Consider the following 13,105-nt stretch of genomic DNA (forward strand, 5'->3'; position numbering starts at 1 on the left):
CTCTCTGCCCGCCTCCGGTCCGCTCCGGCGGAATCAGTAACCCTCATATGCTGGGAGACCACAGGCAGTAGCAAGCAATGACGGTACCCGTATCCCTCGTGGCGGCGAGCATCGTACCCTTCGATCCGACGGCTGGCGTCGCGGTCGTCGCCAGCGTCATGCTGACCGTCTTCATCGCGGCGATGACGTTCCTGGCCCTGGCACCGGCCGTCTCCGAGAAGTGGGGCGACCAGCTGATCGGCACCGGCCAGGGTGGCCCCTCGCTCGACACCGGTATCGAGACCAACGAGAGCGACTGACGGCGCTTTCGCCCGTTCCGGCTCTTACCCTCGCTCGCGTTCGTTTTACACTCACTGTCTCTCCTCTCTACCGCAGGCTTCGTCCGGACGACCGGGAGACGGTCACGGGTCGGTCGACACAACCAGGGCCGATCCCTCTCACAGCCCGTACTGGTCGCGTACCAGCTTTGCCATCCCCTGCTCCTCGAGTAGCGCCATCGGTGCGAGCATGTCCAACTGAACGACGCCCGGCAGCCGTCCGATCTGGACCCCGCCGGTGAACGTACACCGCGACCGGACCTCGCCCTCCGTCATGTCCAGTAATTCGCCCGCGCGGTCGAAGGCGTTCTCGGTCGCCTCGTTGATCGTCGCGCCGGAGCCGATCACCTGAATCGGTCCCATGTCCTCCTCGAGATCGACGCCGTGTTTGTCTGCGAGCTCGCGGCCGGCCTCTCGCTCCTCGTCGCTGTAGGGCTTGCTGATGAACGGCAGGTCCTCCTCGTTGGGCAGGAGGATCGGCCCGTCGAGGTCGAGGCCCTTGATCACCTCCACGTCCATGCGGACGGTGCCGCTGACATCGGTCGTGTGCAAGGAGAGCTCGCCGTCGCCCTGGTTGGCGTGGAGGTCACCGACGTAAACACCACCGCCGTCGACCTTGACGGGGCAGATCAGCGTCGCACCCGCACGGACCTCCGAAACGTCCATGTGGCCGTCCGTCCGCTGCTCGAGGTCCGCCTCGCTCTCGAGTCCCCAGTCGTGGTCGGCGTCGATCAGGAACTGGCCGAAGTCGCCGGCGTTGTGCGAGTCTGGCAGTTCGATCGGTGGCGTCGTGCCGACGTTGCCGACGAACGGTCGGAGCCGGCCGAGCGTACCGGGCATCTCCGAGGGTTCGTACAGCAGGATGGGGTGCTGACGGGAGTTCTCTGGAATGTCCATCAGTTCCTCGGCGTCCGTCGCCAGTTCGTGAGCCCCGGCCTCGTCCATGGTGACGCCGACGGTCCGGTCCTCGTCGAACGCGACGGTGTACCCGTACTCGAAGCCAAACGACGAGGCGTTGGCTCCACACTCCTCACAGCGGATCGCGTCCTCGCCGGTGCCTTCGACGACGGAGTCGGGCCACTCCGTGCCACAGCCGGGACAGCGGTGGTCGACGAACGGATCGTCGTCGAATGCCTCCTCTCGCTCGCGCATAGTGCCGGTACTCGTGGCCATGCTCGTGACCTCGATTTCCCGGATCTGCAGGGCGATCGCGTCCCCGACCTCGGCGTTCTCGACCCGGATGGGCCGTGTGACCTCGTGACCGCCACGGAACTCCGGCGTGATCATCGGTCCCCAGCAGGCCGGCGGGGTGTAGGTCTCGATCGTCCCGCCGTCCGCGACCGTTCCGGCCCACTCCCGGTCGGGCCCGACCAGCCCGAGCGTGTACTGGTCGACCGATAGCTCCTGTTGGACCTCGCGTTGTGACATACCGTGTTGTGCTACGACGACAGCGAAAATAAAAGGGCAGTAGCACGCCCGAATCGCGGGAATCGAGGTTCTCGTGTGGAGGGAGTACACCTCGAGTTCAGTCGTCTTCCCCCTTCGGAGGCGTCGGTCGCCCGGAGAACGTAGGATCACGCCGGCCATCGCCGCGGACAGACGTCCATCCCGCTTGAACCCTGTGGACACATCTGTCCTCGAGTGTCGAATCCGACGTACTCGATCGGTCCGCCCCTCGAAGCGGGGGTACGGGCGACAGAATCCCTGCTCCGAGAAAGCGGCGAAGCCGGAATAGTGGAGGGTGGGGTCCCCGGTCGCGGCCGCTCGGTCGTCGGCGGCCGCCGTCGGTCGTCGATTCTCGGTGCGGGCGGCTGATCGCGATCGTGCTGTCGCGATCAGTCGTCGGCTGGAGTCGCAGCGCCGGCTCCGGTATCAGCCGACCAGCCGAACTCCGAAATGATCGACTCGTTGCTGACCAGCCAGTTCAGCAGCAGGAACGCGAAGATGTACTTCGCGACGATGTCGAGCACCGAGTAGGCCCACGACGTGATCCAGACCGCTTCGAGGACGGCGAGCCCCTCGGCTCCGAGTCCCCAGACGATCGGGTACCCGAGCCACATCACGACGGTCAGGATCTTCAGCAGGTTGAATATTTCCGCCGTTCCGGCCGCCTCGGCATCCTTGGGCCACTCGACCAGCAGGATGTAGAGGACGACCAGGAAGAACGTACAGCTCAGGAAGTACCAGAACCACCGCAGGCCGTGGGACGACACCGTCAGCGCGGCTGCGAGGCCGGTGACACACATCGCGATGTCCGCGGTAATCGCGGTGAACAGCTTCGTGAGGTTCGTCCCCGCGAGCAGCCCGAGCGCAAGCAGGATCATCGGGGTCGACAGCGCCCACGTGAGATATCGGCCCCACATCGTCAGTACCTCTTCACCCGCCAACGCGTGTCCGGGCGGCATCTCGAGGAAGCTGATCGTGAGCCCGGACGCCAGCCCGGTGTAACTCGAGATGGACACGAGCGGCACCATAAGCGTCGCGACGAAGATCAGTTTCGACTTGGAGTTCTCGAGATTGCGCCCCATATACAGGAACACGAGGATCGAGATCCCCGCCAGTGCGATGTTCGCCCAGAACGAGAGGTTCAGCAGGAAGTCGTCTTGGACCTGCTCGTATACCTCCGGTTGAGTCAGCTCGAGCGGTTGCCATAGCTGTGCGACCGCCGCCGCGTCTGCTGCCATTTCTAACATGCTACGGCCGGTGCTACGCTTTCTCTAGGCTAAAGCACACAACCTAACGAGTCTGGATTGCAACCGTCAACTGCCGAACCAGGGCGTCAGTCCCGTGTTCGACTCGCCTCTTCTCGTCTCCCGGAGTCGGTTTTGTCCTCAGTGACCGTTCCGTCTATTCCCGGGGTGGTTCGTCGTCTCACCGTCCCGTGTCGCCCGGCAGCAGCGACCGGAGTCGACCGACGGTGCTCCCGTCGTTTTGCGCGTCCGAACGAACGGTTTCGGCGACGTGTTCGCCGCTCAGGAGACACATGGGGAGGCCGATCCCGGGGTTCGAGTCGCCGCCGACGTAGTAGAGGCGATCGACGCCCGGCACGCGGTGTCCCGGCCGTAACGGCCCCGTCTGAAAGAGCGTGTGGGCGAGGCCCAACGCGGTGCCGTCGGGGCGGTTGAACCGCGACGCGTAGTCGGAGACGGAGATCGTCTCTTCGAACGCGATCCGACCGCGGAGGTCGACGCCCGCTCGCTCGGCTAACCCATCGAACACCCGGTCACGGAACCGCTGCTGGATCGCCGGTTCGTCGTCGAGTCCCGGGGCCACGGGGACCAGAATCACGACGGTCTCGTGGCCGTCCGGTGCGACCGACGGGTCCGTTCGGGATGGGACGTTGACGTAGTACGCCGGGTCGTCGGGCCACTGTGGCTCGTCGAAGATCGCCTCGAAGTGGGGGCCCCAGTCGGTCGGCAACACCAGCGTGTGATGCTCGAGTTCCTCGAGAGACCCCTCGACGCCGAGATACAGCATGAAAGCCGAGGGACCGTACGTTCGCTCGCTCCAGTACCCGCTTCGCCGGTCGACGGCATCGTCGGGTAGCAGCGTCCGTTCGGCGTACGCCGGCGGTGCGTTACAGACGACCCGGTCGTGGACGTACCGATCACCGGTCAGGGAAACGGCCATGCCGTCGGTCGTCGGCTCGAGGGCGGTCACTTCCGCGCCGGTGTGTATCTCGACTCCCTGTTCGATCGCGACTCGTTCGATCGCGTCGACGACCTCGTACACACCCCCTTGCGGGTAGTACACGCCCTGGCCGAAGTCGACGTGGCTCATCAGCTTGTATATTGCGGGTGTGTTGTGTGGCGAGCCCCCGAGGAACACGAGCGTATACTGCAGGAGCTGGCGGAGCTTCGGCTCGTCGAAGTACGTCGCGACGTGGTCGTCCATCGCTCCGAGCAACGTGAGCCCGCGGGCCGATCGCAACACGTCGAGCGAGGCGTAGTCACGGACCCGGGTTCGATTCGGCAGGACGAACCGATTCATCCCGATCTCGTAGGCGTCCCGTGCGTCGGCGAGATACTCACGGAGCGTCTCTCCGCCGCCGTCCTCGTAGGACTCGAACAGTTCGGCCTGTGCGTCCCTGTCGGCCGGGACGTCCGCTCGATCACCGTCGCTCCAGAACACCCGGTAGTTGGGATCGAGCCGAACGAGGTCGTACTCGTCTTCCGGCGTGCGGCCGAACGCTTCGAAGAACCGCTCGAAGAGTCCGGGCATCAGGTACCACGAGGGTCCCGTGTCGAACCGGAACCCGTCGGCCTCGAGCCGGCCGGCGACGCCGCCGACCTGGTCGTGTTGCTCGTACACCGCGACGTCGGCCCCGGACGCCCCGAGGTACGCCGCCGCAGTGAGGCCGCCGATCCCGGCACCGACGACGGCGATCTCCTCGTCGACGAGGGCGTCGTCACGTATGGCCATCACTCTCCGATTCGGGATCGAACCCCGAGAGTAGACGCCGGCGTGATTGGGGTCTTTATATTGGATTCGAGACTCCCTGGCCCGTACTAGTTTGGCTGGTTGTATATCGTGACGGGGTCTGAATCGCCGCATATGGCCACGAGTGAACGCGAAACCGAAGACAGGGGACCGCCCGGTGACCGGATCGCGACGGACCACGACTCCGACGGGACACCGGATTCGACGGCGGACGCGGGCCGGTCGTCGACGGGCATTCGTGCTCGTCTCGCCGTCCGCGATCCGCCGGGCTGTGCCGTCGCGTCGGCGCTTCCGGCCGGTGCATCGGCAACCGACGTCACGTGGACGCGAGCCGGCGACCGGATCGTCAACCAGTTTCGGTCGCGGGCCGACGCCGACGCGACGCCGATCTTCGAGACGGCCGAGAAGTCGGTGTACCGACTCGAGCGATCTGAGAGGGACGCACAACCCTGTCCGTGCCGAATTATCGAATCGCTCGGCTATCCCGTCGACGAGGTCACGGTGACGACGAACCCGTCACAACTGGTGGTGTCGCTGCTGTTGCCCTCGCCGGAGCCGCTGGCCGAGATCGTCGCGGAACTCGAGGCGATCGGTGCCTCGGTTTCGCTGCAGTGTCTCGTTCGGTCGTTCGACGGGGAGCGAGCGGACTCCGTGCTCGTCGATCGGGGACGCCTGACCGACCGCCAGCAGGAGGTCCTCGAGACGGCCTACCGGATGGGATACTTCTCGTACCCGCGGGAGACGAGCGCCGCGGAGGTCGCCGACGCGCTTGGCATCGTGCGATCGACGTTCGCGGAACACCTCGCGGCGGCCCAGCGACGGCTGCTCGAGGCCGTGTTCGAGACGGCACGGGCGGGAGTGTAGTTCGGTTCTGCTTCGGGCAGCGGCCTGCTTTTTCGTTTCCGGCTACGTTCACAGGCGGTACGAGGCGGATGCCCCGACCCTTGAGGTCGGGGAGGAAGCCGACAACCGATGACAGAAACCACGTTACGATGGCAGGCTGATCCCCCAGCGTATAAGTAACACCGACTGTAAATGTGAAAACACAGTAGAATACCGTCGTACCGCCGTTATCAAACTCGACACGCCCGAAGGAGCCGACCCGCTCCTTCGAGAGACTGTCGAGCAGTTCAAACACTGCGCCAACACCGCAAGCAAGTGGTGCTGGCACGGGCGTCGCCAGATTCCTCCGGAATCTGGCTGCCAACCAGAAACGCGTGTCGTTTCTGGTGACGACGACGGATACCACGTCACTTCCAAAGCCAAAGCCGAACGCGCCCTCTACGACCAACTCCGCGACGAAACCGACCTCACCGCGAATCTCGTCCAGAAAGGGATTCGCAGAGCGGTCGAAGCCGTCAAAAGCGGCGTCGAACGACTCAAACGTGGAGAAAACACATCGCAACCGTACTTTTCTGCCGATAGCGCGGTGTACGACAAGCGGAGTGCGACCTTCCACCGCGACCACGTTTCCCTCTCGACTGTGGACGGGCGCGTCGAGTGTGACTACACCCTCCCCGACGACTCGGAGACACCGCCGACCAAGTACGTTTCCGACGAGAATTTCGAGTTTCGGATGGCCCACTTACAGTACCGCGACGGTGACTGGTATCTCCACGCTTCGATGCGGAAAGTCGAAGCAGACGAGGAAGCGTCTGAATCTGAGCCCAAGCACAGAACAGTCCTTGGTGTGGATTTGGGCGTCAACAACCTCGCCGTCGCTTCGACGGGGCGATTCTGGTCGGCAGACGAGTTCAACCACTGGCGTCGAGAATACGAGAAGCGTCGTGGCTTGCTTCAGCAGTGTGGTTCTCGCTACGCCCACGAGAACATCGAATCAGTCGGGCAGAAAGAGTACGGGCGGTTCGAGATCTACCTGCACACGGTGGCGAACGAGATTATCGAGGAGGCCGTCGAGAACAACTGTTCGCACATCGTGTTCGAGGACTTGACCCACATCCGGGAGAACATTCCTGAGGCGACGTGGCAACACGTGTAGGCGTTCCGACGCCTCTACGAATACGTCGAATACAAGGCCGAAGAACACGGTATCGAGGCCGTACAGGTTGACCCGCGAAACACGTCGAAGCGTTGCTCGACGTGTGGGTTTACCCACGACGACAACCGGTCGGACGAATCGTTCGAGTGTCAGCAGTGCGGATACGAGAACCACGCTGACTACAACGCTTCCAAGAATATCGGTTTGCAGTATCTCCGTCGCAGGCAAAACGCAGGCGACGGAGGCGCACCCGTAGATGTNCACGCTGACTACAACGCTTCCAAGAATATCGGTTTGCAGTATCTCCGTCGCAGGCAAAACGCAGGCGACGGAGGCGCACCCGTAGATGTGCGCTTGAATAGTGCGGGACCGGAGGTCCCGCATACCATGCGAACGGGCGCTACGCGCCCGTGAGCAGATCGCGGGACGCTGAACGTGAGTGGGGAGTACGTTCCCCCTGCCTCTACTGAGGCATAGAACGGGAGTCCACGCGAAAGCCTCGGGGTCGTACGGAAATCTTCGATTTCCGTGATGACGAGAATCTCCGATTCTCGAACCACTTGACCCCGAGGCGATTTACNGAACGGGAGTCCACGCGAAAGCCTCGGGGTCGTACGGAAATCTTCGATTTCCGTGATGACGAGAATCTCCGATTCTCGAACCACTTGACCCCGAGGCGATTTACGGCACGTACCAGATTCCCCGCCCGACGTCGAGCCACTCGCCGACGACGACGTGGGGCAACGCGACGATACAGATGAAGATCGTGTAGAACGCGACCAGTCCCGGGAGCAGCGGTAGTCCGCCCAGCGGGTTCGGAACGACGACCCAGAGCACGGCTGCGACGGTCGCCGTCGCGAGCGCACCGACGACGAGCGCAGCCCACGCCAGCCCGACCGGGAGCCCGTCGTCCCGGTGCTCGAGTTGCCGGTTCACTGCGGCGCTCCGAGCGGACTGGCGAAGCGAGTACCACAGCGGGAAGTAGAGCCCGATGGCGACGACCACCGGCACGACCGCGAAGAAGACGACGAGCAGCGACGTCTCGAAGACATCGAGCAGCCAGGCCCGACTCGCACCACCGATCAGGAGGCCGCTACCGAGATGGGCAACGACTCCCAGCGCGAAGAGGCCGCCCAGCGCCGTGATCGCGACGTCGGGGCCCGAGGCGAGCGGGACGGACAACGCGGGGTCGAACAGCGCGAGCATGTAATCGGAGAAGCCGACGAACGTCTCGGTCCAGAACACGAGTGGGACGATCATCACGGCTCCGCCCCGGACCAGCGCGGCCAGGAACCGCTGCCAGCGGTACTCGAGGTGGTCGGAGCCGACCTGTGCGTCCATCACCCGGAGATCGCCGTGACCGCCCTTGGCGACCGCAGTGGCGAACGCAAGTCCGAGCGCGAGGACCGGGGCGAGCAGGAAGAAGGCGATAAAACCCGCGACGAACGCCAGGTACAGGGCGACGTACCGAGCCCCGAACGGGAGCCCGCGCCGGCGAAGGTTGGTGAAGTGTTCGTAGCCGCCGTGCGGGAGGTTGATCGCGACCATCCCGACGAGGTAGATGAGCATCTGGATATCGAGCGACGGCGTCCGACCCAGCAGCGCCGCGGCTCCGAACGCGGCGATCACGACGAGCAGTGCGACCCGGGACGCGTCGACGACCAGGCGTTCCAGCGGCGGAACGCCTCGGTGTTCGATCCGCGACGAACCGGTTTCCATGTGCCCTGATACGTCCGCGGGACGGTTGTTCCCTGACCGTACTGCGACGGCCTTTTTTGGCGGAGAGCGTCCCGCTGGCGACTCAGACGACCCAAACGTTTACTCCGGATCGTCCCACAGTTCAAACTGTGACAGGAGCCCGGACTTTGCTGGTTCGCCCGCGCGGCGGGAACGACCAGCTCGCCGAGCCGCTCGAACGGGCCGATTGTCGTGTGACGACGGCTGAGTGTGCGACGACGGCGGTCGCCAAGCTCTCGACGGACGAGCGGGGATTCGACTGTCTCGTCAGCGAGTACGATCTTCCCGGTGACGACGGACTGTCGCTGTACGATGCGGTCCGTGACGTCGATCCGACCGTTCCGTTCGTTCTCGTAACTGACCGCGACGAGGAGATAACGAGCGAGGCCTTCGACGTCGGCGTCGACAGAGTGTTGTACAAGAACGGCTCCAATCCCGAGGAGAGCCTGACTGCGGCCGTTTCGGAGCTGGCCGCATCGACCGACAGACTCGGTCCCCAGCAGGACATCACGGGACACGAGCCGGAGCCGGAAGAGATCGTCCGAGCGATCGAGGACGCGCCGATCGGAATCAGCCTGAGCGATCCGTCCTTGCCGGACAACCCGCTGGTTTACGTCAACCGGGCCTGGGAGGAGTTGACGGGGTACGAAGAGGAGACCGTGCTTGGCCGAAACCCGCGACTACTGCAAGGCCCCGATACCGACGACGAGGCCATCGAAAAGCTGGCAAACGGCATCCGCGACGGGGAACCGACGACGGTCGAAATTCGGAACTACCGACGCGACGGAACGCCGTTCTGGAACGAGTTAACGATCGCACCGATCGGGAACGAAGGCGACGACGCGACCGCGGACGACGAGTACGCCCACTACGTCGGCTTCCAGAACGACGTCAGCGACCGGAAAGCCGCCGAGGAACTGGCCGAGGAACGATCCGAGCGACTCTCGGCCGAGCGAGCGGCACTCAGTCGCATCCTCGGTCGCGTGAACGGCCTCGTCAACGAGATTACGCGCATTCTGGTCGAGGAACGCGATCGGACCATGATCGCACAGCGTCTCTGTGACGAAATCACCGACGAGCGCGGCTACACGGCGGGGTGGATCGGCACGGTGACTCGAGCCGACACCGGCAACGGTAGCGAACCGGTCCACAGCCTGCGTCTGACGGCCCGCGCTGGAGTTCCCGACGAGGTACCGGCCGAACCGACGCTTGCCGAGCTCCCGAACGCGGTTCGCGAGTGTGTCGAGACGAACGACGTCGCCGGCTGTGCAGTCGAGGACTGTGACGCAACACAGCTCGGCCCCGCCTCGTTTGGAGCTCGCCGGATGGCCGTCGTTCCGCTCGTCTACGGCCGACAACGGTACGGTCTCCTCGGGGTGTACGCCGACGGCGCGGAGGCGCTCGACCACCGCGAGCGGTCCCTGTTCGAGTCGATCGGGCAGATGATCGCGAGTCGGCTCAACGCACTCGAGCGGACCCGCATCCTCACCGCCGACCGCGTGATCGAGGTGGAAGTCGAAGTCCGCGACGAGTCGTTTCCCCTCTCGAGGGCCGCCGAGGCTCTCGGAAGCGAGATCGAGTACGTGGGGCTGACGACGGGACCCGAACAGCGGACCTGCGAACTGTTCCTGACGACCGACGGCGGCGTCGATGTCGAGGACCTGACTGCCCTCTCGCTCGTCGAGGACACCCGCACGATCGCGGAGGGTGACGACGAACATACCTTCGCGATCACCGTCTCCTCGTCGTCGCCGTTCGCCGATCTCGCGGAGTACGGGGTCTCGGTCGACGGGATCACGGCGACCCCTGGACGGGCCGTGCTGACGCTCGAGCTCCCACCCGACCAGGAAGTCCGGTCCGTCCTCGAGATACTCGACGGGCTGTACGACCAGACCGCGTTACAGTCCCGACACGAACACGACCGGCAGCGGGAGACGTCACTCGAGTTCGCCAGCGAAGTCGACGCGAAGCTGACGGAGCGACAGCACGCCGCCCTCGAGGCTGCACACATGAACGGCTACTTCGAGTGGCCGCGACCGACCGACGGGAGCGAGATCGCCGACACGATGGGAATCACGCGACAGACGTTCCACCAGCACCTTCGCGCGGCCGAGCGCAAACTCGTCGACGCCTACCTCGAGTGTTGAGTTCGGAACTGGAGCCAAACAGACACTGCGTCTCGATCCACCTCCGACCGGACGGGAATCGACCCTGACGTGTATGGTCCAATGGTTATAGTCGCGAGGGAACTAGGGCCGAATAGTCCGTGATCGACCGCTGGTTACCGTCGCTCGACGATCGTAAACGTAGGAACCGATGAGTGTTCAGTACGGCTATCTTGCCTTCCATCTCGTCTTTATCGTCCCGCCGATACTGCTGCTGGGATGGCTGTCGGTCCGTCGCTCGGGGGCGTGGCTCGACCGGCGGTCGCTGTCCGGCCTCGCTATTATGATCGTGCTGGCGGTCGTCTACACCACACCCTGGACGAACGTGATGATCCCCGAGGGGGTCTGGTGGTACGGCGACGGTGCCGTCGTCGCTCGGCTGTGGTACACGCCGGTCGAAGAGTACCTCTTTTTCGTCCTCCAGCCGGTCCTGACGGCGCTGTGGCTGTTCCAGTTTCTCACTGTCGCCGATCGGTCGCTGCGCATTCCGATGGGACATCGGATCGCCGGCGCACTGGCCGGACTCGGAATCTCTGTCGTCGGCTGGGGCCTGCTCGAGACGACTGCGACGTTCTATCTCGGGTCGATCCTGTTCTGGGCGGGCCCGATCCTCGCGATCCAGTGGGCGTTCGGACTGACGTATCTGCGAGACGTCTGGCCGACGGTGCTCGTCGGCGTCGGCGTGCCGACGTTGTACCTTTGGGTTGCCGACCGGGTCGCGATCGGTCTCGGTATCTGGGAGATTTCGGGGACCCATACCGTCGGTTACACGCTGTTGGGATTACCCGTCGAGGAAGCACTGTTTTTCCTGGTGACGAACGTCTTCGTCGTTCAGGGGATCGTCTTCTACGTCTGGCTACTCGACCGCCGCGAGGAACTGCGGGCACTGGTGTCGGCACCCGACTGGACGCCGAACGTCGATCCCGACGTCGACCGTAGCTAGCCTCGTCCCTGCTCGCTCATGGCAGCGAACTCAGAAGTCCCGAATACGACTCGAGGGGGTACAACCGCTATCGAAATGAAAACGGCAGGCCACGACGCTGCCCGACGAGCTGCCGCTCAGGCGAAAACCAGTGACCGACCTCGGTGGTCGCTCGTCGACCCGACTGTCGAATCGGGCACGGGAGTTCGGCGCTCGTTACTCCCAGTCCGGAAGCGACGCGGCCTCGTCTCTCGGTACCGAAATCCAGGCACCGTCACGGGCGATATTGGCGATGACGAGGTGTGGCTGGCCGTCGATCTCGTCGATCGCTGCCACGATCTCGCTGCCCTCGGTCGGAAGTTTCCCGACTGAGCCTGGAGTAGGCGTCATGTTCGACAATCTCCCCTTTATCGCTATGAATGTTCCGGATCGAAGATTCAGGTTGATCGAATCTAACTCTCAAAACCGATAACGACCACGACTCCAAATGTAATGATTGTCAGGAACGGATATTAGTCGTCGGCGATCGCGCTCCCGATCCCGTCGACGGGACGGTCCGGCGTCGCGTCGTCGATCTCGTCAGGGAGACCGAGCTGGTATTCGTTGGCATCGTCCCGAACACTCGTCCGTCCGCGGTGGACGGAGACGTCGCCGTTCAGGTGCAGGCGGACCGCCTCCAGCAGGGCCTCGGCCTCGAGGGGCTGGCCTCGGTGTTTCAGGTCTTCGACGTCGGCATCGTCGGGAACGTCGAAGGCGCGCTGGGTGATGATCGGCCCCTGATCGAGGTCGGTCGTCACGTAGTGAGCGGTGACGCCGGCCACGCGAACGCCCTCGTCGACGGCTTGCCGGTAGGCCTCCGCACCGGGGAACGCGGGCAGCAGGGAGGGATGGACGTTGATGATCCGGTCCTCGTACCGGAACACGACGTTCGGGCTGAGGATGCGCATGTACCGTGCCAGCACGATGAGATCGGCATCGTACTCCGCGAGCACGTCGAGCAGTTCGTCTTCGTTTTGGCGTCCCTTCTCGTCGCCGATGTCGTGGAACGGAACGCCGTAGTGCTCCGCCAGCGGTTCGAGGTCGTCGTGGTTGCCGATGACGACGCCGATGTCCGCGCCGAGCTCGTCGTTGGTCCAGGCTTCGAACAACGCCTCGAGACAGTGACTCTCCTTGGTGACGAGGACAGCGATCTGCTGGTTCTCGCGATCGGCGGGGAACCGGACCTGGACGTCGAGCCCGAGGTCGTCGCCGAGGTCGTGGAGGTCCTCGCGGAGCTTCTCCTGAGTACAGACCATCTCCGTGGTGTCGACCGCGAGGTACATCCGAAAGACGCCGTCACGGACGGCCTGATCGAGGTCCTCGATGTTGACTCCGCGCTCGAACAGGAGGCTCGTCACGTTCGCGATCAGCCCGGTGTCGTCGTCTCCGATCACCGTGATTTCGGTCAGGTCGGTCGTCATCGCTGCCACCTCCGCTCGAGCGCGCGTCGATACATTGGACGTTTCTCAGACCCCGGGTGACTAAA

General features: G+C 64.1%; 10 protein-coding genes and 1 pseudogene. 5 read left to right on the plus strand and 6 right to left on the minus strand.

The window, feature by feature from the left end:
- Nucleotides 1-77: 77 nt before the first annotated feature.
- On the plus strand, nucleotides 78-299 hold the full coding sequence (locus C446_RS15500; protein WP_006674077.1) for a hypothetical protein: 222 nt from the start codon (nucleotides 78-80) through the stop codon (nucleotides 297-299).
- 138 nt (nucleotides 300-437) lie between these two features.
- Here C446_RS15500 and C446_RS15505 read toward each other — a convergent pair whose 3' ends face one another.
- The 3 genes from C446_RS15505 to C446_RS15515 all read right to left on the minus strand — a co-directional run bounded on the left by C446_RS15505 (nucleotide 438) and on the right by C446_RS15515 (nucleotide 4,739).
- On the minus strand, nucleotides 438-1,745 hold the full coding sequence (locus tag C446_RS15505; protein ID WP_006674078.1) for an acetamidase/formamidase family protein: 1,308 nt from the start codon (nucleotides 1,743-1,745) through the stop codon (nucleotides 438-440).
- A gap of 407 nt (nucleotides 1,746-2,152) precedes the next feature.
- Nucleotides 2,153-3,001: a bacteriorhodopsin gene (locus C446_RS15510; RefSeq protein WP_006674079.1), complete on the minus strand. Its 849-nt coding sequence runs from the start codon at nucleotides 2,999-3,001 to the stop codon at nucleotides 2,153-2,155.
- A gap of 187 nt (nucleotides 3,002-3,188) precedes the next feature.
- A complete protein-coding gene (locus C446_RS15515) occupies nucleotides 3,189-4,739 on the minus strand; it encodes a phytoene desaturase family protein (protein ID WP_006674080.1) in 1,551 nt (516 codons plus the stop codon).
- 132 nt (nucleotides 4,740-4,871) lie between these two features.
- Here C446_RS15515 and C446_RS15520 point away from each other — a divergent pair, with 132 nt between their 5' ends.
- Together C446_RS15520 and C446_RS19580 are read left to right on the plus strand one after the other, a co-directional pair.
- The gene (locus C446_RS15520) at nucleotides 4,872-5,621 is read left to right on the plus strand and encodes a helix-turn-helix domain-containing protein (RefSeq protein WP_006674081.1); all 750 of its coding nucleotides are present in this window, start codon (nucleotides 4,872-4,874) and stop codon (nucleotides 5,619-5,621) included.
- Between the two features lie 151 nt (nucleotides 5,622-5,772).
- A pseudogene (locus C446_RS19580) lies at nucleotides 5,773-7,233 on the plus strand (RNA-guided endonuclease InsQ/TnpB family protein).
- A 204-nt stretch (nucleotides 7,234-7,437) separates the two neighbouring features.
- Here the strand turns inward: C446_RS19580 and C446_RS15530 are convergent.
- Nucleotides 7,438-8,475, minus strand: a complete 1,038-nt coding sequence (locus C446_RS15530) for a Brp/Blh family beta-carotene 15,15'-dioxygenase (protein ID WP_006674083.1) — start codon at nucleotides 8,473-8,475, stop codon at nucleotides 7,438-7,440.
- 128 nt (nucleotides 8,476-8,603) lie between these two features.
- Here C446_RS15530 and C446_RS15535 point away from each other — a divergent pair, with 128 nt between their 5' ends.
- On the plus strand, nucleotides 8,604-10,640 hold the full coding sequence (locus C446_RS15535; RefSeq protein WP_049920283.1) for a bacterio-opsin activator domain-containing protein: 2,037 nt from the start codon (nucleotides 8,604-8,606) through the stop codon (nucleotides 10,638-10,640).
- 169 nt (nucleotides 10,641-10,809) lie between these two features.
- Nucleotides 10,810-11,601, plus strand: a complete 792-nt coding sequence (locus tag C446_RS15540) for a lycopene cyclase domain-containing protein (protein ID WP_006674085.1) — start codon at nucleotides 10,810-10,812, stop codon at nucleotides 11,599-11,601.
- Between the two features lie 195 nt (nucleotides 11,602-11,796).
- On the opposite strand, the gene C446_RS19420 is transcribed toward C446_RS15540, so the two are convergent.
- Nucleotides 11,797-11,970 (minus strand): DUF7556 family protein, encoded by a 174-nt coding sequence (locus tag C446_RS19420; protein WP_169331373.1) that lies wholly within the window; start codon nucleotides 11,968-11,970, stop codon nucleotides 11,797-11,799.
- Nucleotides 11,971-12,092: 122 nt separating this feature from the next.
- Nucleotides 12,093-13,040: a formyltetrahydrofolate deformylase gene (locus C446_RS15550; RefSeq protein WP_006674086.1), complete on the minus strand. Its 948-nt coding sequence runs from the start codon at nucleotides 13,038-13,040 to the stop codon at nucleotides 12,093-12,095.
- Nucleotides 13,041-13,105: the final 65 nt, after the last annotated feature.

Source organism: Halobiforma nitratireducens JCM 10879, from assembly GCF_000337895.1.
In the GTDB taxonomy this organism is placed as follows: domain Archaea; phylum Halobacteriota; class Halobacteria; order Halobacteriales; family Natrialbaceae; genus Natronobacterium; species Natronobacterium nitratireducens.

Coding starts and splice junctions, on each gene's coding strand:
- C446_RS15550 (WP_006674086.1), bottom strand. CDS start 13,040: ATGACGACCGACCTGACCGAAATCACGGTGATCGGAGACGACGACACC.
- C446_RS15530 (WP_006674083.1), bottom strand. CDS start 8,475: ATGGAAACCGGTTCGTCGCGGATCGAACACCGAGGCGTTCCGCCGCTG.
- C446_RS19420 (WP_169331373.1), bottom strand. CDS start 11,970: ATGACGCCTACTCCAGGCTCAGTCGGGAAACTTCCGACCGAGGGCAGC.
- C446_RS15540 (WP_006674085.1), top strand. CDS start 10,810: ATGAGTGTTCAGTACGGCTATCTTGCCTTCCATCTCGTCTTTATCGTC.
- C446_RS15520 (WP_006674081.1), top strand. CDS start 4,872: ATGGCCACGAGTGAACGCGAAACCGAAGACAGGGGACCGCCCGGTGAC.
- C446_RS15515 (WP_006674080.1), bottom strand. CDS start 4,739: ATGGCCATACGTGACGACGCCCTCGTCGACGAGGAGATCGCCGTCGTC.
- C446_RS15505 (WP_006674078.1), bottom strand. CDS start 1,745: ATGTCACAACGCGAGGTCCAACAGGAGCTATCGGTCGACCAGTACACG.
- C446_RS15510 (WP_006674079.1), bottom strand. CDS start 3,001: ATGGCAGCAGACGCGGCGGCGGTCGCACAGCTATGGCAACCGCTCGAG.
- C446_RS15500 (WP_006674077.1), top strand. CDS start 78: ATGACGGTACCCGTATCCCTCGTGGCGGCGAGCATCGTACCCTTCGAT.